We start from the raw sequence: 21211 nt of genomic DNA on the forward strand, positions 1-21211 counted from the left end.
TGCCACAGAGACTAGGGTCAGCGTTCGATCCCTGTCGGCGGTATGCCCAGCTGTCTGAGCGCTGTGTTCGCCTCCACTTTGAACGCCTCCTGCTTTGGTGAGAGAACCGGGCCAGCCTTCGCTATAAGCTCCTTCAGCCGGATTGCGTTCTGCTTTGCCTCGACGTCCCTCGTTGCCGCTCTTGCCGTAGCGATGCTCAATTCGCGCTGCTGTTTGGCAATGGTTCTCACCCAATCAGGAGGCTCCTTCATCAAGATGGCCTCCAATGCTGGGGCTTCCTTTCGGCCCGCGTTGGTCAATGCAAGCGCGCCTGACGAGGAAACGTCAAACCTATGAGGTGACGAGACCAATTGCTGCGTTACCTGCGACCATAACTGCGCGGTGTCGGCAATCGCGGCAATCGCACTCTCGCGTCCACGAAGTGCTTCAGTCTTCGCGCGATGCGATGCCTTTTCCAGCTTCATTGCGGATGTTTCATCAGCCAACGCCTTACGCGCACTCGCAAGGCTATCCAGCGCCTGCTTCTCTGCATCATGCTCGCGTTGCTGAGCTTCCGCTATCCGTTTCTCCGCGACCTCTTCGCGTGCACGCACCTGGCGCGTCATCTCGCGAACCCTGTCAAGGATGGCCGCCAATTTGAGCGCCATATTGTGAAGGATTTTCGACCACGGGCTGGTATACGCCTTCCTTTCCTCCGAAGTCATCTCGCTCTCGTTCATTGTGAACGCTTGGCCATTGGCTCGCAGGTTCAGACCCTGCTCGTCATCAGAGGCTCGCTCCAACAGAGCCAGCTGATTCTGGTCCAGCAGAATGCGCGCTGCGGCGTTTTCGCGTTCCTGCAACGCCTCTCTCTTGATCTGCTTCGCTTCTTCACGAGACTGGCGTCCCTCTTCACGCTCAAGGTTGCCCGCCGCCACCGTAGCTGCGATTTCAGCCTTGGCGTTTGATATCTCCCGTTTCTCCGATTCCAATTGCTCAGCAAGTTTCTTCGCACGGTCCCGTTCTGCCACGGCTTCGCTATTTGCGTTTGCCGCCGACACAAGAAGCTCCGCCTGCTGCAGTTCCATTTCTGTGCGAGCCATGCGATCGGCCTCAGCTTGACGTTCCCGTTCTGCATCGGCCTCGCGCCGACGCGTGTCGGCGTCCCGCTTGGCCTTTTCGAGTTCCGCCTTTGCTAGATCCCGATCTTCCCGTGCAGCCCGCCTTTTCTCCTCAGTCTCTTCTGACGCCGAGGCTGCTTGTTTTTCCTGCTCCGCGACGCTTCGCGCACTTCGCTCCAATTCGGAACGCTCCCGTTGCAGTTCGCTGCGTTGCTCCTGCAACTCCTGTTCACGAAGTTGCTCGGCGCTCAGCCAGTCAGGCCCTGCAATTGTCTTTGGCGAACCGCGCTGCACACCCGGCAACTTCATGACATCTCGGAAATAGGCGAACAGAGCATCCTGAAGAGCATGACCTGTCCCTCGCGGGGTGGTCGGTCGGTCGTGTTTTACCGCAAGCGCCTTGAGATGGCGGCTCATTGTGACAGCAATTTTCTGCTGGTGCTTGGTGATTTTCATATATTTGGGCGCGATAAAGATATCGACAATGTGGCGGCCCTTTTCGTCCCGATCAACGCGGTCCGCGAATATGGCGTCCGGTCCGAATACATCTTCGACGAATGCCCGCGCATGCCTCAGCATAAGCGCTGGTTTTTCACCATCCACGAGATCCTTCGGAAACTGGATGATGACGTGCATCGCCTTCGACTTGGCTTTGGGGACGAACGTATCTTTCAGGTGGTATCGGTGTAGCTTCTGCAGGTTGAGCCCCGTGGTAGATAGGGGAGCATCCCGAGAGGTACGGCGGGCCCTCGAAGTTGCGTCCATCCGCTTGCCATGCTTCTCCGCCATAGTGAGATCAGAGAGCTTCAATTGCTGTACACGTACCGCGCCCGAGAGGCCGGCGTTGGGGCTCTTTTTCATCGGCCCCTCCCAGCAGCAGAGGCGGTCTCGCAGAAAAAGCAGAACACGCTATGCTTTTTTCCCACCGGGAAAAAACGCGTGCCAGGGGAGCACCCCTGGACCCCCGACGGTCCTTCGGACCGTGCCTTCCCCTGCCGCGGGAAAGGCGTAGCCGCGCCATGACCATTACGATCATGGCGCGGGGCGAACCGGTCAGTCGTTTTCGCCATCGCGAGCCTCCCATTTGCCAGGGAGGCTCGCGCTATCGAGCGACAATTCGGCTTGATGGACCTGATGGCCATCATCCTCATTGCTCGACGACTTTGCGGAACCGGAAGGCCCGCATTTTTCCGGTTCGCTGGAGGACGGCTCGCTGGCGCTCGACACCTCTTCACCGACCTCGGCCGGATGGGCAGGAGGTCTCGCCAGGCTCCCACCTTCCATACCCGAACGTGGCTTGCCAGAATCGCTCTCTCCGACGTCTCCTTTCCGCCCCTTTATATTTCCAGATGCCGCATCCGCCCGAGCTTCTGCGAGCTGCCGTGCCCGTTCATCAAGCTGGCCGCGAAGACGATCAACTTCCCGCCGGAGTTTCTCGGCTTCTCGTTCAGCTGAAAGCGCGCGTTCCCGTGCGACTTCGAGATCTCTCTCAGTCTCGTTCCAGCGTTCGAGGACGTTTTCCGTATCAGCTTCACAATCGGCGGCGCGCCGCTCCGCAGCTCTCACGCGAAGGGTAGCCGTGCGGTCAATGTCCCCGGCGACGGAGCGAACGACCCGGACGAATTGATCCATTACAAGGTCGTGGGTTTCCGCGAGCACGCTCTCTAATTCAATCCGGGCCTCTTCCGGTATCTCAAGAGCAGGGAGATCTGCTTCGGCATCGCGCCGGCGCTTCCAGTCCCTGAATTTCCGGTAGAATTCGCCATTCGCGGTCAACCCGAGGCGGTCCGCGATTTCGTTCGGTTTCATTCCCGGCGGAATACCGCCCATCTCCTCGACAAACCCGTCGAGCTTCTCGTCCAGGTCCTCCTGACGGACCCAATTCTTACTCTTCTTCATCATCCGCACTCGCGATCGGCGAGCTGCGAAACCTGCGAGAGGTGCGAGACCCGCGAGATCTGCGAAGTCTGCTACCCAATAGCAATTTTCCAGGTCCCGCTAGCTGCACATACATTGGATCGCGCCCGCCAAAGGCGAGCGCACGTTACAGCCGGCAGGGATGATTAGGGGGCAGCCCAGCCCTGCGGAGGATGATAAAGGTTCCGCAACTGGAGGCTGCCAAGTGACCTCCGCAAATGCTGGATGGCAACAGCTAGGAAGCGCACGGCGTCCTTCTTCACCACCACGACGAAGGTCAGAAGTACGGATATAAGGCGGCGCAAGCGGATCGGTCCGCGGCGGCGAAGGATTGCCTGTCCTTCCAGCACGTCCGCGACTGCCGCAAGCAACTCGCCCAGAGCGACCAGTGCCGCCTGGCGTCGTCTCGGCCCTACGCCTTGCCGTTTAGCCTTGTCCGCCGTAGCCGTCATCCGACTATTATAGCCCCTGTTTGCTTTAAGACCAAACTCGAACAGGATCCGTATACGCTGGTCACTCCTTAGAGTAGCGTTTCTATAGCTTAAAAAGTGGGCTCGGATCTTCCTTCGACAAGACAAGCGTCAGCGATGTAGTCGCTCGACTTAGCGCGACATACAGTTTTGACCGCGCAGACATCGTATTGCCAAAATTCGCCTTATCACACGGCATCAGAAGCACACTGTCGAATTCTAAACCTTTGGCTTTGTGGATCGTGCTGATTGCTTTCGACGGTAATTTCGGGCGAGCATGACTCCGGCGGTTCGCGATTTCGGCAAACCCGACATCGGCGTTTTCATATCGCCCGAGCTGGATCGCCTCACCAAATTCACGGGCGTAATCTATCCTTATGCTCGCAAAGCTGTTCTCACTGGCAATGAGTTGCCTCAGATGCTTGAGCGCATCAGCAACGCCGCGATGGTCCGGTGTTTCAACAATGTGGCGCGCCATTGACTGAAGGTGATGCGGCTTTCCGGTGCACGCTTTGCTGCACCCGTCCTGTGCCTCTGCGATGAAACGATTGCCAAAGGCAGAAGGTGAAAACCCTGACCCCACATTGCCCATGAAGGTGACCATGCCTTGCGCAAGCTCTCCCGGATTGCCCCCGTTGGCCTTACAGTGAGCGATTAGGCTGGCCATGCTATCACGCACGTGCCCCTCCCAGATCGGCAGTCGGCGATTAAGGAAGGCTCGTATCGCGGTCACGCGCTTCCGATGCCCTGTAAGCACAAGAACACTGTCCGCGTTCGCACACGCATAGATCGGTTGACTGAGATTGCCCGCGATCCTGAAGCCCATATTTTGTGGCGAAGTATTAGAAGCGTAGTGGACGCTTAGGCCGGTTGGCAGATCACTGGAGAGGTCGATTTCTCCGCCATCGCGAAGCACCGCTCTTGCATTTAGAATCCATTCTCCAAGTGCAGGCTGCGCCTCTGTCCAACGGTGCGGCGTATCAAGTTCCTCCAACCGTTCGGCGCCCGCTTTGAGTTCATCCCATCGTTGTTTAGCCGCCGCCGCATCTGCTGCGGATCCTGCAAAAATCATCTGCATGGGATCCGCGAACACACGTAACATGGAGCCAGCTTCGTGCATGCACATTATAACGGCATGTCGGCTTGCGCAGGCATCTTGATGCTCATCGCAGATCATTATCGGGTAGCGACGCGCGAGACAGGTAGCAATCATCGGACGGCGGGTAAGTAGCAGCGCCGTTCGATTGGCAAGATCATCATAGCCGTTGATTTCGTTACGTGCCCAAGCGCCAACATCGGCCGGCAGGCCTAAGCACTGATGGTATGCGCCAGCGATTTCAGTAATCAGACCGTCAATCGTTCGGATCTCCACGCCATTCCCGAGACCCTTTGTCCGTTCGGCGAAGACATCGCATGCCGCGTTGGTGTGCGTTACGATAAGGAGGCGCCCTGATCCGATCGTCGGCGCAACATCGCGGGCATATTGAGCGCCCTGATATGTTTTGCCGCAGCCGCCAGGCGCTTCAACAACTACCAAGCGCGCGGTTGAACGCAAAGCTTCTGCGACCGTTTCGTCGCTCACTAGCTTATCGCCTCCACATCATCCTGCCCAACAGCGCCACGCACCGCATTGACGAAAGGAAGAAGCTGTGGCGCTAGCTGGGGCCACAACCCAAAGGCTAACAGCTTGTCCGCCAGCTCTTCACCGCCGCGCGTCGATTTGAACCATCTTTGCCCGTGCTTTTTCCAGATCTTCTTCTGATCGTCAGGCGCATTCGGATCGGTCGGAGCAGAACCGCAAGCAGCATCCATCATTAACTGACGGATATCGTCGGCCGCTGCTTGAATAGCGGTAAAGGACTTGTCGACGAGCTCCAGTCGGTCAGCCATTGTCCGTAGCCGTTCTCCAGCATCACCTTCTGGATCCGTAATGAAAGCTTCAAGCTGGTGGTCGGCAAGGTGGGGAATGATGTTGGTTTCGAGGCAGCCATTTGGCCACCGCATCAGCAAGTCACCGAGTTGATCCTTGACTTGTTGCCAGAGCCCCGACTGCGTCCCCTCGTTGTCCGCAAACCCCGCCACGGCGAGCCCGCTGGCCGCCAGTCCCTGAAGGACCTTCAGCGCCTCGGAATTGCTACCCCCATCACTTACCCAGATACCGTATCGGCGTATGTCTTCTCCAAGCGACCGGGCAAGCAGGTTGGTTACAAAGCCGACCTCAGTCGCGCCTTCAGCGATTACCGCGATACGAGCGAGAAAGGTCTCGGGATCACGCTTTTGATGCGCTGTCACTGTCTTCGGCAAGCGCCCCACGTTCCCGTCAGCGTCAACATACCAGAGTGCTGCGCCGACTGCGGCATTAACTGCCGGCGCACTATGGGTCGTCACGAATACTTGAGAGGGGTTCTCAATCAGCTCTTCCATGAGAATGCGCTGACGATATGACTCGAGCCCACGCTCGATTTCGTCAACTACAATGATAGGTTGATCGACCTGGTGTAGAGCCGCAATTTCATAGGCAGCAAGCCTACGCGTTCCGGCCCCCCAACTCGAAAGCGGCAACCTAGTGCCCTCACGGTTGGCCATGAGACCGATCAACGCATTGAGAGAAAAACCCGGGCCGCCAACTAGACCAAGTCCGAGTGAATTCGGCAGCAGTCTAGACTCAAAGCGCTGGTCCAGTTTGCCTAGGGCTTCCTTGGCTTCATCGTTGAGCTCTGCATTTACGTCGGTTTCGCCCAATTTGTCTGCAATACGCGACCGCAAAGTCCGGTCGCTCAGAAGCCGGTCCAGTGCAGATCCTTGTAGCATGCGAAGATCACGGTCATTGCGATCATCTCCAGTTAGCCGAACAACGCCGATTTTTCGGCGGACAGAGACGGGAAAGTGATCGAAGCTATCGTCCGGCTGATGGATTTCATGCTGGAGATCGAATTCCGGCGTGCCGTGGACCCGCACGCAGAATACGGGATCCGATGGCTCCCCTTCCTCCGGCTCAAGTTCGGGGAGCTTGGCCTTTTCCCCGTCCCACTCCCAAGGCCAAACTGATTTGCGCTGCTCGAGGATCCCACATGAAAAGGGCAACGTCATAACCGCCGATATCTCGAAGCCGTCCTCATGCCGCCGCTGCCAATAGTCGGCGTCTGAAAGAGCATTGGCATTTGTCGGATTTAGCAGAAGCGCGATGGCCTCGAGGATTGTCGTTTTGCCAACGTCCCCTCCCCCCAAGAGAACATTTACTCCCTTTTCTGGACGCCAAGTCAGGTCTTCGATAGACCTGAAACGCTTTATCGATAGGAGGCGGATATAGGGCGCTTCCTCAATGCAAGTTTGGGCTTCGTTGGGCATGATAGGAAGCTACGGATGCCCGGAAGATTGGTCCAGCGCAGAGAAGTACAAATTCACAATGAAAGGTTCGGCACGATCTAACGACGGTCGTCATAGATCTCGATCGTCGTTTAGAAACCCCCGTGGCTGAATGAGTGGCCACTTGGCCGATTGAAACTGGTCGAGTGCGGCTTTACCAAACGCCGGCTCCACCTGCACTGCCCATGCGATCAATCCTCGCACATGGTGATAAATACTAGAGATTCCCGTCTTACGAGCCATAGCGTGTTTCGCCGGCCCATGCTCCGGGGAGGTCAGATAGTGGAGATGAAGACGTATATTGTCCTTGTAGGACCGGGACAAACGGGGAGCCGGTCCATCGACCAATAGGCCGAGCACAATCCTTCGAGTTCCCGGTCCGCGAATAACAGTTTTGCGAAGATTGGGGCGAAACCCTGCATCGTTCAAAATGCGACATATTTCGCGTCTCAAGCGGTGCATCTCTTCAAGAGTTCGTTTCTTGTCAGTCGAGAAGGCGAGGTCATCCGCATAGCGCGAATAACGAAATCCTGTGGACTCCGCGGAGGTGGCTAGAATTTCGTCCAATGAGCGCATAGCAAGATTTGCCAACATCGGGCTTGATGGAGCGCCCTGCGGAAGCATTCCTTCAAATTTGCTCTGATAATACTCGATAGGTCCGGGGTGGGGCTCGGGATTTCGACCGTCCCCCCTATCAATGGCAACAGTGCAAAGTCGCGCAAACTCGAACGCAAGAAGCTTTGAAAATCCGAGGCTGGCGAATATTCGTGAAACCTGTCCTTCGCTGATCGAGTGAAAGAAGTCCTCGATATCCACCTTCAATAGCCATTCGGTATTGGGATGCTGCTCCGCAGCCAAAACCGGTGAGGAATCTGGGTGAAAGGCGAAGCTCGTCGGGTGGGGATCAACAAATCGAAGGACATTGTCCACCAGCCAGCGCTGAGCCGAAGCAAGGCTGGGAGGAGGAATCGAGATCATCCGCGTAGTCGATCTTCCAGGGATCCGCTTACGAAGATGAACGAAACGGTATCCCGCGCGTGCGTTTCGGGCAACGCTACGCCGAAGGAATAGATAGGGTAGACCAGTCAGCTCCGCAAAATGACGAAGCGTAAGCACTGGAGTTATACGCGGATCGACTTCCTTGATTCTCGCGAATGCCGCGAGTGCGTTATCGATTGTGTTGACCGCGACACCTTGCCGCTGACCAACAGAGCGATAGCGTTGAGGACTCGGCGTTGACATCTACTTCGACCCACCGAGGTGGGTGGGACAGCAAGTTTCGTCCAAGACACCGCCAGCCGAGACTTGCTGTCTCGCGCAGCGCGAAGGTCTCGCTCCGATACACGAACGCAGGAAATCCCGCGCTCCAGGTCCCCTAGGAACCCGTCGCCGCTTGCACGGCGCATTTCTAAACGGCCTCACCGGGCCCTCAACTGGGTTGGATAGTAATACGGCTGATCGCCAGAGGGAAGCACAACCGTTCGTGCCCGCCGTGATTTGAGCCGCCTCAGTTCTCGATGACCAAGCGCAGTTAAAGTCCTTCGGGGAGTCGTCCAGTGCGATACACGGGTGAATATGAGAATTTCCTCGACTGTTGCCAAAGGAAGCCGCGTTTTTGCCGAGACAGCCGTCGCACTACGCGCACCCTTGATCAGCGCTGTCAGCACCAGCATGGTCTCCACCCAACGTCGCTTTGTGGGGTCATCGAGAAATTTCTGGGCGGTGCGAATGCGCAAGACGCTGCGCGCCTGCTCGGCAAGCTTATCCGCGTTATCGGCAGGAAATTGCTCATTGGCTGCCAAAGAACTCCGATTGACGAACAACGGTCGCCAGCCGCGCCGCCTGCTATGCAATATCGGTGGAGCATTGTTTGGCATACCGTGGCCGAAGGCGATCAGCGCACCGGCAAAGCCATAACCAAGTGGTGAAGAATGCCTCTTGGGGAAAGCCCGGCACAGGCGCTCGATCTCCACCCTTTCGTTACCTTCAAATGCAGAAGATAAAGTCGGACAGGCGTGAACAATCCTTACATCGGGGGAGGCGCTATGCGATTGGACAAGGTCTAGACCGATTTCTGTCCCGGAATAGGCGACGACCGCAAACTTAATAACCCCGTAGGAATGCCAACTTCGAATAGAGGCAACTTGCCAGAATGCCTCGATCATCTCCCACACACGCTTACCTGATCCGATGAAGTCCGTGACGATCATGATCGTCCGTGCACGCGCTTCGCGAAGGTTATCTGGACCTGGGTGACTAAGCACCAAATCTCGATGCAATCGCCGGTAGCTCGTTATGAAATTTGCAATCGCGCCTTCGCTCCCAAGCTCTTGATCATCGGGATCGACTATGACTGGTGGCACGCCAGGCCCCGTCGCCCTCCCCTCTTCAGTTCCTGGAAAAAACGGGGCGACCTCGATGTATTCCCAGCCGTGATCGCTAATCGTTTTTTGCGTTTTGACGGCGCGTTCGGCGTATAGTGCAAGGGGTCTTTCGACCTGAGAGGCATCTCCCTCAGCTAGAATCTCGTCGAGGAGCCCGCGCAATCCGCGGTAGAGTGCATCGTGACTCACCAGCATGACCGCATCGGCCAACAGGGCGGCTGTTTTCCTGTCGCAAGAAGAAAATTGCTCGAGCCAAGTTCGGGCAAATTCTGTCTGAGAAATGCTCATGCCACCATTCATAGCGAAATGGGCGCTCATGCGAAGCGACGGAGTGGATGTGCAAAGAGCTGTCCACAGCCATGGAGGCTTTCAGCAGAGAGAAGCTCGTCGCCGAGGTTTGTGATCGAAGTCAGTTAGGGAGAAGGGAAAAGCCCTTCGGCTGACCTCGCGACACGAGGTAAACTCATGACCAATTTGAATCAGAAACCGCGGGATATGCACGCTGCCAACCATCAGAATCAACGTGCGTTATTGCCTACACGCGCTCGAGACGAATGGCCGCGGACCGCACCGGAAGGTGAATCGACCCGGCGCATCTGCGTGCTCGATACCGAAACCACTGGACTTAACATCAATCGGCATCAGATCATTGAACTGTGCGCCGCCATCGTGCTGGTAGACGACGCAGCACGCATCGTCGCGGTGCAGTCTGTTTTGACGGGGCTGATTGATCCCGGCCATCCGTTGGCTGCCGACATCGTCAAGCTCACAGGTCTCACGGACGCCGATTTGGCAGGGCATTCAATTTGTCGCCAACAACTGACCGAACTCTTCGAATACTGCGACGGTGTGATCGCTTACAATGCGGCCTTTGATCGACCGTTCATCGAGAAATACTTAGGGGCGCATACCCCGGTGCCCTGGGGCTGCGCTATGGCGGATATCTCGTGGCGCGATCTGGGCTATGAACCTGGACCGCAAGGCTACGTGATGATGCAGTCCGGCTATTACATGCCGACAGCCCACCGAGCAAAGGATGACGTTCTCGCTCTGATCCAGTTGCTGAGTCATGAGTGTCGCGACGGCCAGACCGTCGTGTCCAAGGCGCTCGCAGCAATGGATGCCGACGCCTGGAGGTTCGAGGCTAGCAACGCCCCCTACTGTTTCAAAGAAGATCTAAAGGATCAGCGCTATCGCTACGCTGGAGAGCCACGCCACAAACTCTGGCACAAACATGTGCGTCCGACCGATTTCCAAGCGGAATACCGCTGGTATCAGGACACCATCGGCAAACCTCCCGTGGTAGTCCCTCTGCCTGCCACGGAGCGATACCGCGCGACCGATACGTGGCTACCGACGCGCACGCAGGTAACCACGCCTTCTTTGCTGAAGTGATGATGAGCTGAATTCCGGAAAGGAAAAAGGCTCCGGCCAAAAGGCCGCAACACTAAAAAAAGGGAAATACAATATGGTCGATTTCGATCTCGGCGAGGCATGCCCTCGCCGCAAGCTCTCCTATGCGCTCGCTGATGCAATGGATCTCCCCATTGATCCGGGTCCTGGGACAAATGCAGTGAAGCTCGGAATACTGGATTACCCCAGCGAAGAGGCGATCGATGGTCTGGCTCTGGCTGCAATTGCAGGCCGTCAAGACGAACTGCTGTCCTTGTTCGCGGATCGAAGCAGCGAGAGCTTTATCTGCCTTGCATTGCTCTACCGCACACGAGACGGCGTAGAGACAATCAAAGTGGACCCTTGTCGTTTAAAGCGCGGCAAACCCATCATACTCGTATCTGCAGACCGTCGTCGGGCCTTCAAGCTCGATGATCGTTGCATCCTCACTACTTGCCCGGTCCCAACCCGCGCCAAGCTTGCGCGGGGCATCGAGAACGCATGGGCCGACCTTCGCGCTTCGATGCAGAATGTCGCCGTCGATCCACGTCATTGGGATCAACAGCCGATCGGCGAACCATGGGATGGAGGGTTCGCAGCAGCGTTCCGCGCCTGAAGCCCAAAACCGTACAAATTTTGAACCGCCGTGGAGGCGGCGTGCCTCACGGTGCGCCGCCTTCTCTGCATTTAGAGAAAAGGAATTGACTCATGGCCGGCATCGGCATGCATCATCCGCGCAGTCTCGCCTCACTTACCATCGTGCGCAGCGACTGTGAATCCACACAATCCTCTTTCATTCGCAGCATCGCACTTTTCAACGTTGATCGCTGTCCGGAATACGGTGTGCGCTTCCATATGGAGCATCGCGCCTTTGACGGCGACGCCAACAGAGCTGAGATCATCCATGGCATCGCTGCGCGTGTGGCAAACAACGCCACGCTGATCTCACTCGATCTATGCGAAACTGGGCATCCCCTGGGGCTGCCAGCGACGGACAACGGCCCTCCGCCACCGACCGACCTACAGATCCTGCAGCGACTTCGGCCTGACCTCGACCTGATGCCGTTCGAATGTGGTTCGGATATGTTGGACGAGACTGCGGCAGCATTCTCCATACGTCGATCAGGACCAGGCTCATCGCTCCTCGCAAGAGCTCGCCACGCTCCGGAAGAAGCTCAAATCCTCTGGCTTACTTACCTGTGGGCGTTCGCACGCGCATCGCAGCGCGTCGCCTTCAGCGCAGCCTGGCAAGCCTGGCGAGAGATCGAACGAGCGAGACCGCTCAGCTTTTGAACCCCAAGAAACGACAAGATTTGCGTGGATGGTCCACGAAAGGAAAATTTGAATGACCCAGAAATACCTTATCCTCGATACCGAAAGCGTCTTCGACCCCTATCTGCGAGAAGCCTACCAATCGATCGACCCGGCATGCGAGAAGGCACGCATTGCCTGCCGCCAACTTATCGCAGTCTCCATGTGGCCTATCGAGATCGACGCGCTCGGCCGCATTACGACGGGAACCTTGGCAAGTTGGACGCTGGACGAATGTGGGGACGAAGCATCTCTTTTGGCGAAGGCGTTCGCCTTCATTCGCCGGCATGAAAGCCATACGTTGGTTACTTATGGCGGGCTGGCAATGGACTGTCAGATCCTCCAGTTGGCGGCGATCTCAGCGGACCTTTCCCTGCCCCGTCAGCTTGCGGAAGCACAAGGTCCGAGGTGGAAGGACCTGCGTAGCGTCGACATTGGCCTATCGCTGAAGGGCTCTGGAAAGACTTGGCACCACATGTCGGAGGTGCTGCTGAGGCTGGGAATTCCGGTAGCCTTGCTGCTTGGCAAAGCTGATCCGGAAGTCCGTCCGGATCGAATTCGATGGGAGCAGATACGGCAGCACTGCGAATCCGATGTCCTGCTAACAGCAATGGTTCTAGTTGCCTGGCTGCGCCTCCAAGGTGCGACTACCATGCGCATCCCAGCGGGATGCCTCGCATTGCTGGAGTCGTTCATGCGCCGTCGCCCTGATGCCAGCCGACAGCCATTGCTTCGCAGGATGGCAGATGATTTTAAGGCCGACATTCTCGGGGCATTTGATCAAGCAGCATAATCGATCAGTGGAAGGCACCGGGCGGCGTCCGCCCGGTGCCTTCCCATCATACCGACAAGCGTTGAAAATGCTTGGGCAATACTGGCGAAACAGCGGTCAGCAGGCTAGCACTGGAATTCAATGTAAGGGGTTGGAATTGCCGATACTAGACTGGATGAGCCGAAGCGAAGACATCGTCGCTGCGGCGAAGGTGCCATATCGCATGCTGGAAGCGGTGCCGGAACTCGACGGCGGCGACCGCGACCCAGCGAATATGCTAATCCAAGGCGACAACCTTGATGCGCTTAAAGCGCTACTGCCTTTCTTTGCGGGACGGGTGAAATGCATATACATCGATCCACCCTACAACACGCGCAGCGCCTTCGACCAATACGACGACAATCTTGAGCACGCCCAATGGTTGTCGATGATTTACCCTAGACTCGTTCTTCTACGAGAATTTCTAGCCGAAGATGGTAGCATCTGGGTGAGCATCGATGACAATGAAAGCCATTACTTGAAAGTAGTAATGGATGAAGTTTTCGGACGTAGAAACTTCATCGCGAGCCCCGTATGGCAGAAACGCTATTCCCGCGAAAACCGAGGGTCTATCGGAGATGTGCACGAATACATCGTTGTATATGCTAAAGACCCGGACCGCTTCAAAACGTCAAGAAATCGACTTCCCCTGGATGAGAAGCAGGCGAAAATCTATAAGAACCCGAAGAACGCCCACGAAACCGATCCAGCAAAACGTTGGCGCGGTCTTCCAATGACAGCGCAGGGTTTTCGACCGAACCAGATGTATGAGATTGTCGCGGACAATGGAAAGATCCACCGGCCTCCGGAGGGTAGGTGCTGGTCAATGGTTGAAAGTGAATTCCTCAAACTGCGAAAAGCGGACCGAATATATTGGGGCAAAGACGGGAATGCTCAGCCAAGCGTAGTCAGATACCTGTCAGAGGTAGAAGGGCTAGTTCCTTGGACTTGGTGGCCTCACGAAGAAGCTGGGCATACTGACGAGAGCAAGAAGGAAGCAAACGCGCTTTTTGGAGCTGGGGTGAGTTTTGGAACGCCGAAACCCGAGCGCCTCATGCAGCGAATTCTACAAATCGCCACCAACCCCGGTGAACTCGTCCTAGATAGCTTCCTCGGTTCCGGCACAACAGCTGCGGTGGCGCACAAGCTTGGCCGTAAGTGGATCGGAGTTGAGATGGGAGACCATGCTGAGAGTCACTGCAAGCCTCGGCTGGATAAGGTGATTGAAGGCGAACAGGGTGGAATATCCGAAGCGGTTAATTGGCATGGCGGTGGGGGGTATCGATACTACCGGCTTGGCACGCCCGCATTCGACGCGAGTGGCAGGATCGAGCCAAATATAAAATTCGATACCTTAGCAGCCCATATATGGTTCGCTGAAACCGGACATCCGGTTGAGCGCAACCTTGAGGGGTCCTCGCCCATTCTAGGTATGCATGACGGCACCGCCTATGTTCTGCTTTACAATGGCATTCTCGGAGACCGCAGCCCCGGTGGCGGGAACGTTTTGACCGCGCCGTTGCTCGCATCCCTGTCAGAAGAACTCCCGGATCACGACGGGCCTTGGGTTATCTACGGTGAAGCATGTCGCATGTCGCCGGCCCGCCTGAAGGCTGCCGGAGTTACTTTCAAGCAAACCCCGTATGATGTGAAGGCGCGGTGATGCAGCTAAAAAAATATCAGGAGCGCGCGCTTGATGCTCTCGATTGTTTCCTTTCGGAGTCCGTGACCAAGCCGCACGCTGTCGCTTACAACATCGCCTGCCAAATTGGTGATCCCGGCTTCTATGCGTCTGCCTACGAGCCACTTCGCACCCTACCGCGAGTGCCATATTGTTGCCTCCGCCTCCCTACGGGCGGCGGCAAGACGCTGCTTGGTGCACACGCCGTGGGCATCGCACACAGCCACCGCGTAGACGGCCCGCAATACCCGGTCGCCCTATGGCTGGTTCCATCTGCGAAGATTGGTGAGCAGACACTGGACGCGCTCAAGAAGCCCAGCCACCCATACCGGCAGGCGCTGGACAAGGCTTTTGGCGGGAACGTCCGCGTCCTTGGAATCGATGAGCGGCGGCAGATAACCCCGCAGGATCTAGCCAGCTCCGCTCATGTTTTTGTCGCCACTATTCAGTCATTCCGCGTTGCACAAGCTGCACAGCGTAACGTCTACAAGGACGACGAGAATTTCGAAGCGTTCTTCAAGGGGCGTTCGTTGCCTGATGGCCTGATGCGCAACGAAGACGGGGAGCGCACGAGAGAGAACCCGCGACCCGGTGAGATAAGCTGGTCCTTTGCAAACGTAATGCGTCTTGTCCGCCCCATTATGATCGTGGACGAGGCACACAATTTTGTGACCGGCCTATCGGAAGAGACGGGGGCCAGACTCGACCCCTCAGCCATCATCGAATTTACCGCCACGCCTGTCAGATCCAACGTGATCGTCTCCGCGACCGCCGAAGAATTGAAGGCGGCCCAGATGATCAAGCTGCCGATCCACCTCACGCAGCACGCTGGTTGGGAAGCAGCGATTATCCATGCATTGCAGCAGCGCGCCGGCCTTGATCGTATCGCGACGGATGCGAAGGAGCCGATCCGCCCCATCGCATTGTATCAGGCTCAGGCCCGCACTGAAGGTGCAGAGGCCACGGTCGATGTGATCAAGGCAAAGCTCATCGAGCACGGAATTGCAGAAGAGGCGATCAAGGTAGCCACTGGCGATCAGCGAGAGCTCGACGGCATCGATCTGTTCGCCGAGGACTGCCCGGTCGAACACGTCATCACCGTAGAAGCATTGCGCGAGGGGTGGGACTGTTCCTTTGCCTATGTCTTCTGTTCGGTGGCGAACATTCAGTCCGCGACTGCGGTAGAGCAGCTTCTGGGTCGTGTCCTTCGAATGCCGTTCGCTACGCGCAGACCGGTGGAAGAACTGAACCGCGCCTACGCCCATGTGACGGGCGTCGGGTTTCATGCTGCAGCCAACAAGCTGCGAGATACACTCGTGGCTATGGGGTTCGACGAGCGCACGGCGCGGGACGAAATTATTGCCCAGCAGGCGTCCGATGCAGCTGCCGCTGTCCTGCCAATGCCCGGCCGATCGCCGCTTCCGCCAGTGAGCCTGAATTCCTCGCCAGACCTTGCGGCGATGCCTCAACAGGTGCGCGACGCGATCACGGTCATCGGAGAGGGAGACGGCGTGTCGGTCGTCATCGATCCGGAAGCGAGCGACGAGGTCCTCGATCAGATTGGTGAAACGCTGGCCCCACTTGCGGGAGATGGCGATCCGCGTCCGGCTATCGCGGCGCATGTGGAGCGCAGACAAGCAGCGGCCACGCCCTCGCAAAAGGGCGAAGTTTTCACCATGCCCGGGCTTGTGTTGGAGCAATATGGCGAGCTGGATCTCGTAGAGCCGACGACGCTTCTCGATCTTGCAGGCTGGACCTTGGAAGGTGTTGAGGCGGATTTGCCCGGCTTCGCGATCAGTGAAACCCCGGACACCGTCGTCGTGGACGTTGATGAGGGGCAGGTCCGTATCAGCCGCGACAATGCCCAAACGACGCTACAACTAGAGGATGAAACCGCCTGGACTGCCAGCGATCTTTCGCGGTGGCTTGACCGGATGACCCGTCAAACGGACATCTCTCAGCCGGTGTTTCTCGAATATTGCAGACGCGCTGTCGTGAAGCTGGTCGAAGATCGGGGATTTTCATTGGCTGCCCTCGTGCGGGCTAAAGATGTCCTCCGCCGCGCAATCGCGGCACGCGTGAAAGAGCTTCGAGCCGAAGCCGGTCAAACCGGGCTACAGTTGCTCCTAGACGATATCGCTCCATCGCTCGGCATCGGTGATAACGGCTTCACCTTCGCTGAAGGCAAATACCTCCCCCGAAAACCTTACTCCGGCCGATACAAGTGGCAGAAGCATTTCTATCCGCGCCCGGATGACATCAAGGACGATGGCGAGGAGTATCACTGCGCAATCGCAATCGACGAGCACCCCAACGTAAAGCACTGGGTGCGCAACATCGTTCGGGGAGAGAACGCGTATTGGCTACCGACGTCGACGGACCGTTTCTACCCCGATTTCATCGCAGAATTGGTGGACGGTCGCAGACTCGTACTGGAATATAAGGGTGGCGACCGGACTTCTAACGATGACAGCCGCGAGAAGGCAAATATCGGCGCCCGGTTGGAAGAGATCAGCGATGGCGACATTGTATTCTGGATGGCCGAGAAATCCAAGGACGCAGATTTCCGCGCGCGGCTTGATGCGAAAATCGGAGGCGGCGCATGAAACTTAATCGCAAACAGATTCATGCCCAGGCGCTCGACATCCTCGACAAAGAGGAAGGAGGCGTTCGCTGGGGTGAACTGCTTAAACGCATCCACAACGAAGCACCGGAAACGCCGCCCAACAGCATCCACGGGGCAATTCAGGTTCTTTTCCAGGCGAACGACGAGATCATCAAAGTAGCCCGGGGAACCTATCAGCTGGCCAAGTATGTTGACGCTCAGTCCAGCGATGCCCAAGCTGAAGAAGCAGCCACCGCAGCATTACCTGTTAAGTCCAACGGACCCCAGCCGATTACCGAGCAGGATTTCTACGAGAGCTTCGCGGAGTGGCTGGAGGAAAATGATGAGGCGACGGTGGCCACGGCTCTTGGAGGCAGTAGCTTCGGTGGCAAATGGGGCACGCCTGATGTCATCGGCGTTCTAAAACCTCGGGCGCAGGATATCTTCAAATTCGAACCGCAGATCGTCACAGCCGAGATCAAGGCGGTCCCTGGCCAGCCTGTGGTCGCCTTCGGACAAGCCGTCGCCTATCGGTTTTTCAGCCATAAGAGCTACATCGTCGTGCCGAACAGCACGAGCAGCGATGATATGAACCGGCTGAAATCGCTCTGCAGCATTCACGGCGTGGGCTTGGTGACGTTCACGCTCAACGTCGAGCAGCCGGACTATCTCGTCGTGGTTCTGCCGACGATCGCAGCGCCCGATATGTTCTACGTCAACACCATGCTTGACCGCTTGAAATCGAGCGAACCGAACCTGTTGAACAAGCTTTTCTGACCAGACCGCCCAGCGAACGAATGCGCTCGTGGACAACCGCTGAGCAGACACTGGACGCCTACACACAAGCCCTGCACAAGAGGCAGGCAACTCCGCAAAACCCGCGGAAATCTGCGGTTGTGGTTGAGCGCTATTCTGGGTTCGAATCCTCTCTTCCCGACCATTTCACCTCAAACAATCCGGTTGGCGATCACGCCCAGCGCAATGGTCAGCAATCCAAGGCCAATGGAAAGATGCCAGCGCAGCTGAAGGAAATCCTTCGCTGCAAATCCGAGTGCGCGGTCCACAAATGGTGACAGCAGGATCAGCGCGCCGAGATACATCAGAGCAGGTCCCGGCCAGTCCCACCCGAAACTCCACGGCAGGAACAGCGCAACAGATAGCAGGCTGGGCATGACGGCGACCAGATACGCCCCTGGCCCGCCCTTGCCGCTGGCAATGGCCTGACCCCACCACACACCGCCCAGAAAGCTGAAAATCGCCGCGCCATAGGCGAACCCACCTGCCAGCGCGCTATAGCCGTATTCATGCCCGCTCATCGCGAGCGCGACGCAGATTATCTGCGGCAGCAGTCCCGCGTAACCAAGGGCGATTGATGCAGAGGTGAGTGTGCGCGGGGTGTCCGGGTCTGTGTCCATACCGCCTCCAGCGATTTTGGGCGCGCGTGGTTCCCGCGCAGTTCCCGCAGGCTTGCCCAATGCAAGCGGCATTCTTGCCCGCGCAGTAAGATTGCGCCACTGAAACACGCATGGAACTGTTCGACCTTTCCGGCCGCGTGGCCGTGATCACCGGCGGCAATGGCGGCCTTGGCCTCGGCATGGCGCGCGGCCTTGTGAAAGCGGGCGCGAATGTCGCCATCTGGGCGCGCAACACGGAGAAGAATGCGCGTGCGCTGCTTGAATTGCGGTCCATCGGAACGGCGGAGGTTAAGACCTTCGTCTGCGACGTGACCGAAGAAGCGCAGATCGAAGACGCGATGGGGGCGACGTTGCGGGCATTTGGCCGGGTTGATGCGTGTTTCGCCAATGCCGGTGTGCCGGGCGCGGGCACCGCCGTTCCCGATATGACATTAGAAGGGTGGGACGCTGTCATGTCTGTGAACGCGCGCGGCCCTGCGCTCACGTACAAGCATGTGACCCGCCATATGGTAGAGCGCGCGGCCAATGGCGATGGAGGGGGAAAACTGATAGCCACGTCATCCGGCCAGTCGATCATGGGCGTGAACCGCTCGTCTGATTACGCTGCATCAAAAGCGGCAGTGAACGGTTTGACACGCGGGGCCGCATTCGAGCTTGCCCGGTATGGCATCACCGCCAATGCGCTGCTGTTTGGCTATTACGAAACCGACATCACCGCCGCTGCCGATCCGAAATTTGCAAAGTGGATGGAAAACCGCATCCCGCTGCGCCGCGCAGGCGATCACGCGGGGATGGAGGGGCTGGCGGTGTTCTGGGCGTCATCTCACAGCGATTACATCACCGGCCAGTGTCTACCCGTCGATGGCGGACTAAGTATCAGTTAAGTCATGCGCTGAATTGCCGCGAATAACACACCTTCCGGCAATTGGTTCCGTAAGTTTTTTCGGAACGATTGCGCGCCCCGCTCCGTTAATTGGTCAAACGACGGCGCGAAATACGGCGTCACCCTCGAAACCCATAAAAGGAGCCTGCTCGATGCTCGCTATTCTTACACTGATTGCAACCGTTCTTCTTCCGCCACTTGGCGTTGCCATGAAGAAGGGTCTTGGAACCGACTTTCTGATCAACCTCGTACTGACGCTGATCTTCTTTATCCCCGGCCTGATCCACGGTCTCTACGTGAACTATGTTGCGGGCGGATCACGCGCTCTTGCGTAATCTGACACACTAATTCTCTCGACGATTATCGAGCGGTTTGGGCCCGGGTTTATTCCCGGGCCCAAGTCGTTTTGGCGTGCAATTCAGATCATCTCACCCGGCTGCGGGAAACATTGCACCGCCGCGCCGTTGGAACAGCAGGGATCAAACCAACTTTTAAATACGAGAAACCATGTCCGACAAATCCGACCGTTCGCGCGAACGCTCCGTCCCATCGGGGCGCGTATCGCGCTTTGCCAGTTTCGGCAGGCTCGCCAGCGGGGTCGCAGGCGGCATGGTGGCAGAGGGTGCGCGCCGCCTTCGCACAGGCGACAGCCTTTCCCCGCGCGACCTGATCCTGACCCCCGGCAACGTCCAACGCATGGCGGACCGGCTCTCTCACCTGCGCGGTGCAGCGATGAAAATGGGGCAGATGATCAGCATGGATGCGGGCGATTTTCTGCCCGCCGAACTATCAGACATTCTCGCCACGCTGCGCGATCAGGCGAATTTCATGCCCGCGCGTCAGCTGGACGGCGTGCTTCGCGCCGAATGGGGACCGGATTGGCGCAAACAGTTTCGCTGGTTCAACCCGCGCCCTATCGCCGCCGCCTCCATCGGGCAGGTTCACAAGGCGATGACCCGTGATGGTGAGGAGCTCGCGATCAAGGTGCAGTACCCCGGCATCGCGGAAAGCATCGACAGCGATGTGGACAACGTCATGACCCTGCTCAAAGTCGCAGGCTTTGCCCCGCCCGAACTGGAGATCGACAAGCTGCTGGTCGAGGCGAAGAAACAGCTTCACGAAGAAGCCGATTACCGCCGCGAAGGCGCGCAGATGGAACTGTACCGTCAGCGTTTGGCCGGAACGCCCGGCTTTATCGTGCCCACCCTGCACGAAGGGCTGACGCGCGACCGCATTCTGGCGATGAGTTTCGAAGAAGGCGTGAGCATCGAAGAACTCGCCAACGAAACCGATGAACGCCGCGACGAGATTTATTCGCGCCTGCTGACACTGGTGGCGCGCGAATTGTTTGATTTCGGCGTAATGCAGACCGACCCGAATTTCGCCAATTTCCGTTATCGCCCCGACAGCGGCGATATCGTGTTGCTCGATTTCGGCGCATGCCGCGATGTCGATCAGGGCGTTGCCAACGCCTACCGCGCGATGCTGGAAGCGGGCATGGCAGGCGACAAGGACCGCGTGCGCGAAGAGACGATCAAGGCCGGTTTCATGATGCCGATCGTGGTTGAAAAGCACGGCGAGCGGGTCGACCGCATGATCGAAATTGTGGTCAACGAAATGCGCGAGGACAAACCGTTCGATTTCGGCGACCGCGCCTTTGTCCCGCTGCTGCGCGAGGAAGGGTGGGAGATCGCTCAGGACAAGGACACGTGGGCGTTCCCGCCGGTCGAAACGCTATTTGTCCAGCGCAAGGTAAGCGGCACCGCCCTGCTAGGCGCGCGGCTGAAAGCAAAGGCAAATGTCCGCCGCATCACGGAAAAGGTGCTCAGTGATACCGAGCCCTTCCCCGTGAAAGCAGCCTGACTTAACCCGCCGC

18 protein-coding genes are annotated in these 21211 nt (G+C 57.6%); 10 read left to right on the forward strand and 8 right to left on the reverse strand.

The features are described from left to right. Positions 1-17: 17 nt before the first annotated feature. From ACGHU1_RS01945 to ACGHU1_RS01975, 7 genes are all read right to left on the reverse strand, one after another. Complete coding sequence (locus tag ACGHU1_RS01945) at positions 18-1961, reverse strand: hypothetical protein (RefSeq protein ID WP_390582864.1); 1944 nt, start codon at positions 1959-1961, stop codon at positions 18-20. A 192-nt stretch (positions 1962-2153) separates the two neighbouring features. Continuing rightward, positions 2154-3002: a hypothetical protein gene (locus ACGHU1_RS01950; RefSeq protein ID WP_390582866.1), complete on the reverse strand. Its 849-nt coding sequence runs from the start codon at positions 3000-3002 to the stop codon at positions 2154-2156. A 161-nt stretch (positions 3003-3163) separates the two neighbouring features. Further along, a complete protein-coding gene (locus ACGHU1_RS01955; protein WP_390582868.1) occupies positions 3164-3469 on the reverse strand; it encodes a hypothetical protein in 306 nt (101 codons plus the stop codon). 82 nt (positions 3470-3551) lie between these two features. Then, entirely contained in the window at positions 3552-5069 is a 1518-nt protein-coding gene (locus ACGHU1_RS01960; protein ID WP_390582870.1) for an ATP-dependent helicase, read from the reverse strand. Then, positions 5069-6835: an AAA family ATPase gene (locus ACGHU1_RS01965; RefSeq protein ID WP_390582871.1), complete on the reverse strand. Its 1767-nt coding sequence runs from the start codon at positions 6833-6835 to the stop codon at positions 5069-5071. The genes ACGHU1_RS01960 and ACGHU1_RS01965 overlap by 1 nt, the downstream gene beginning before the upstream one ends. A gap of 90 nt (positions 6836-6925) precedes the next feature. After that, positions 6926-8095 (reverse strand): reverse transcriptase family protein, encoded by a 1170-nt coding sequence (locus tag ACGHU1_RS01970; protein WP_390582873.1) that lies wholly within the window; start codon positions 8093-8095, stop codon positions 6926-6928. 176 nt (positions 8096-8271) lie between these two features. Continuing rightward, positions 8272-9525 (reverse strand): hypothetical protein, encoded by a 1254-nt coding sequence (locus tag ACGHU1_RS01975; protein ID WP_390582875.1) that lies wholly within the window; start codon positions 9523-9525, stop codon positions 8272-8274. Between the two features lie 177 nt (positions 9526-9702). Between ACGHU1_RS01975 and ACGHU1_RS01980 the strand changes: the two genes are divergently transcribed. From ACGHU1_RS01980 to ACGHU1_RS02010, 7 genes are all read left to right on the forward strand, one after another. Next, positions 9703-10632, forward strand: a complete 930-nt coding sequence (locus ACGHU1_RS01980; RefSeq protein WP_390582877.1) for an exonuclease domain-containing protein — start codon at positions 9703-9705, stop codon at positions 10630-10632. Between the two features lie 73 nt (positions 10633-10705). Further along, complete coding sequence (locus tag ACGHU1_RS01985; protein WP_390582879.1) at positions 10706-11245, forward strand: hypothetical protein; 540 nt, start codon at positions 10706-10708, stop codon at positions 11243-11245. Between the two features lie 92 nt (positions 11246-11337). After that, positions 11338-11922 carry a hypothetical protein gene (locus ACGHU1_RS01990; protein WP_390582881.1) on the forward strand — a complete coding sequence of 195 codons (585 nt, stop codon included), beginning with the start codon at positions 11338-11340 and terminating at the stop codon, positions 11920-11922. Between the two features lie 52 nt (positions 11923-11974). Continuing rightward, positions 11975-12733, forward strand: coding sequence for a hypothetical protein (locus tag ACGHU1_RS01995; RefSeq protein WP_390582882.1), 759 nt, complete (start codon positions 11975-11977; stop codon positions 12731-12733). Between the two features lie 136 nt (positions 12734-12869). Next, positions 12870-14414 (forward strand): site-specific DNA-methyltransferase, encoded by a 1545-nt coding sequence (locus ACGHU1_RS02000; protein WP_390582884.1) that lies wholly within the window; start codon positions 12870-12872, stop codon positions 14412-14414. Continuing rightward, positions 14414-17038 carry a DEAD/DEAH box helicase gene (locus ACGHU1_RS02005; protein WP_390582885.1) on the forward strand — a complete coding sequence of 875 codons (2625 nt, stop codon included), beginning with the start codon at positions 14414-14416 and terminating at the stop codon, positions 17036-17038. Before ACGHU1_RS02000 ends, ACGHU1_RS02005 begins: the two co-directional genes overlap by 1 nt. Then, positions 17035-17814 carry a hypothetical protein gene (locus tag ACGHU1_RS02010; RefSeq protein ID WP_390582887.1) on the forward strand — a complete coding sequence of 260 codons (780 nt, stop codon included), beginning with the start codon at positions 17035-17037 and terminating at the stop codon, positions 17812-17814. The genes ACGHU1_RS02005 and ACGHU1_RS02010 overlap by 4 nt, the downstream gene beginning before the upstream one ends. Before the next feature lie 170 nt (positions 17815-17984). Here ACGHU1_RS02010 and ACGHU1_RS02015 read toward each other — a convergent pair whose 3' ends face one another. Next, positions 17985-18452: a DUF3429 domain-containing protein gene (locus tag ACGHU1_RS02015; protein WP_390582889.1), complete on the reverse strand. Its 468-nt coding sequence runs from the start codon at positions 18450-18452 to the stop codon at positions 17985-17987. A gap of 110 nt (positions 18453-18562) precedes the next feature. Between ACGHU1_RS02015 and ACGHU1_RS02020 the strand changes: the two genes are divergently transcribed. The 3 genes from ACGHU1_RS02020 (at position 18563) to ACGHU1_RS02030 (ending at position 21198) form a co-directional block, all read left to right on the forward strand. Beyond that, on the forward strand, positions 18563-19336 hold the full coding sequence (locus ACGHU1_RS02020; protein ID WP_390582891.1) for an SDR family NAD(P)-dependent oxidoreductase: 774 nt from the start codon (positions 18563-18565) through the stop codon (positions 19334-19336). Positions 19337-19487: 151 nt separating this feature from the next. Continuing rightward, a complete protein-coding gene (locus tag ACGHU1_RS02025) occupies positions 19488-19670 on the forward strand; it encodes a YqaE/Pmp3 family membrane protein (RefSeq protein ID WP_390582892.1) in 183 nt (60 codons plus the stop codon). 172 nt (positions 19671-19842) lie between these two features. Continuing rightward, on the forward strand, positions 19843-21198 hold the full coding sequence (locus ACGHU1_RS02030) for an ABC1 kinase family protein (protein WP_390582894.1): 1356 nt from the start codon (positions 19843-19845) through the stop codon (positions 21196-21198). Positions 21199-21211: the final 13 nt, after the last annotated feature.

This window comes from Erythrobacter sp. MTPC3 (genome assembly GCF_042854385.1).
GTDB lineage: Bacteria > Pseudomonadota > Alphaproteobacteria > Sphingomonadales > Sphingomonadaceae > Erythrobacter.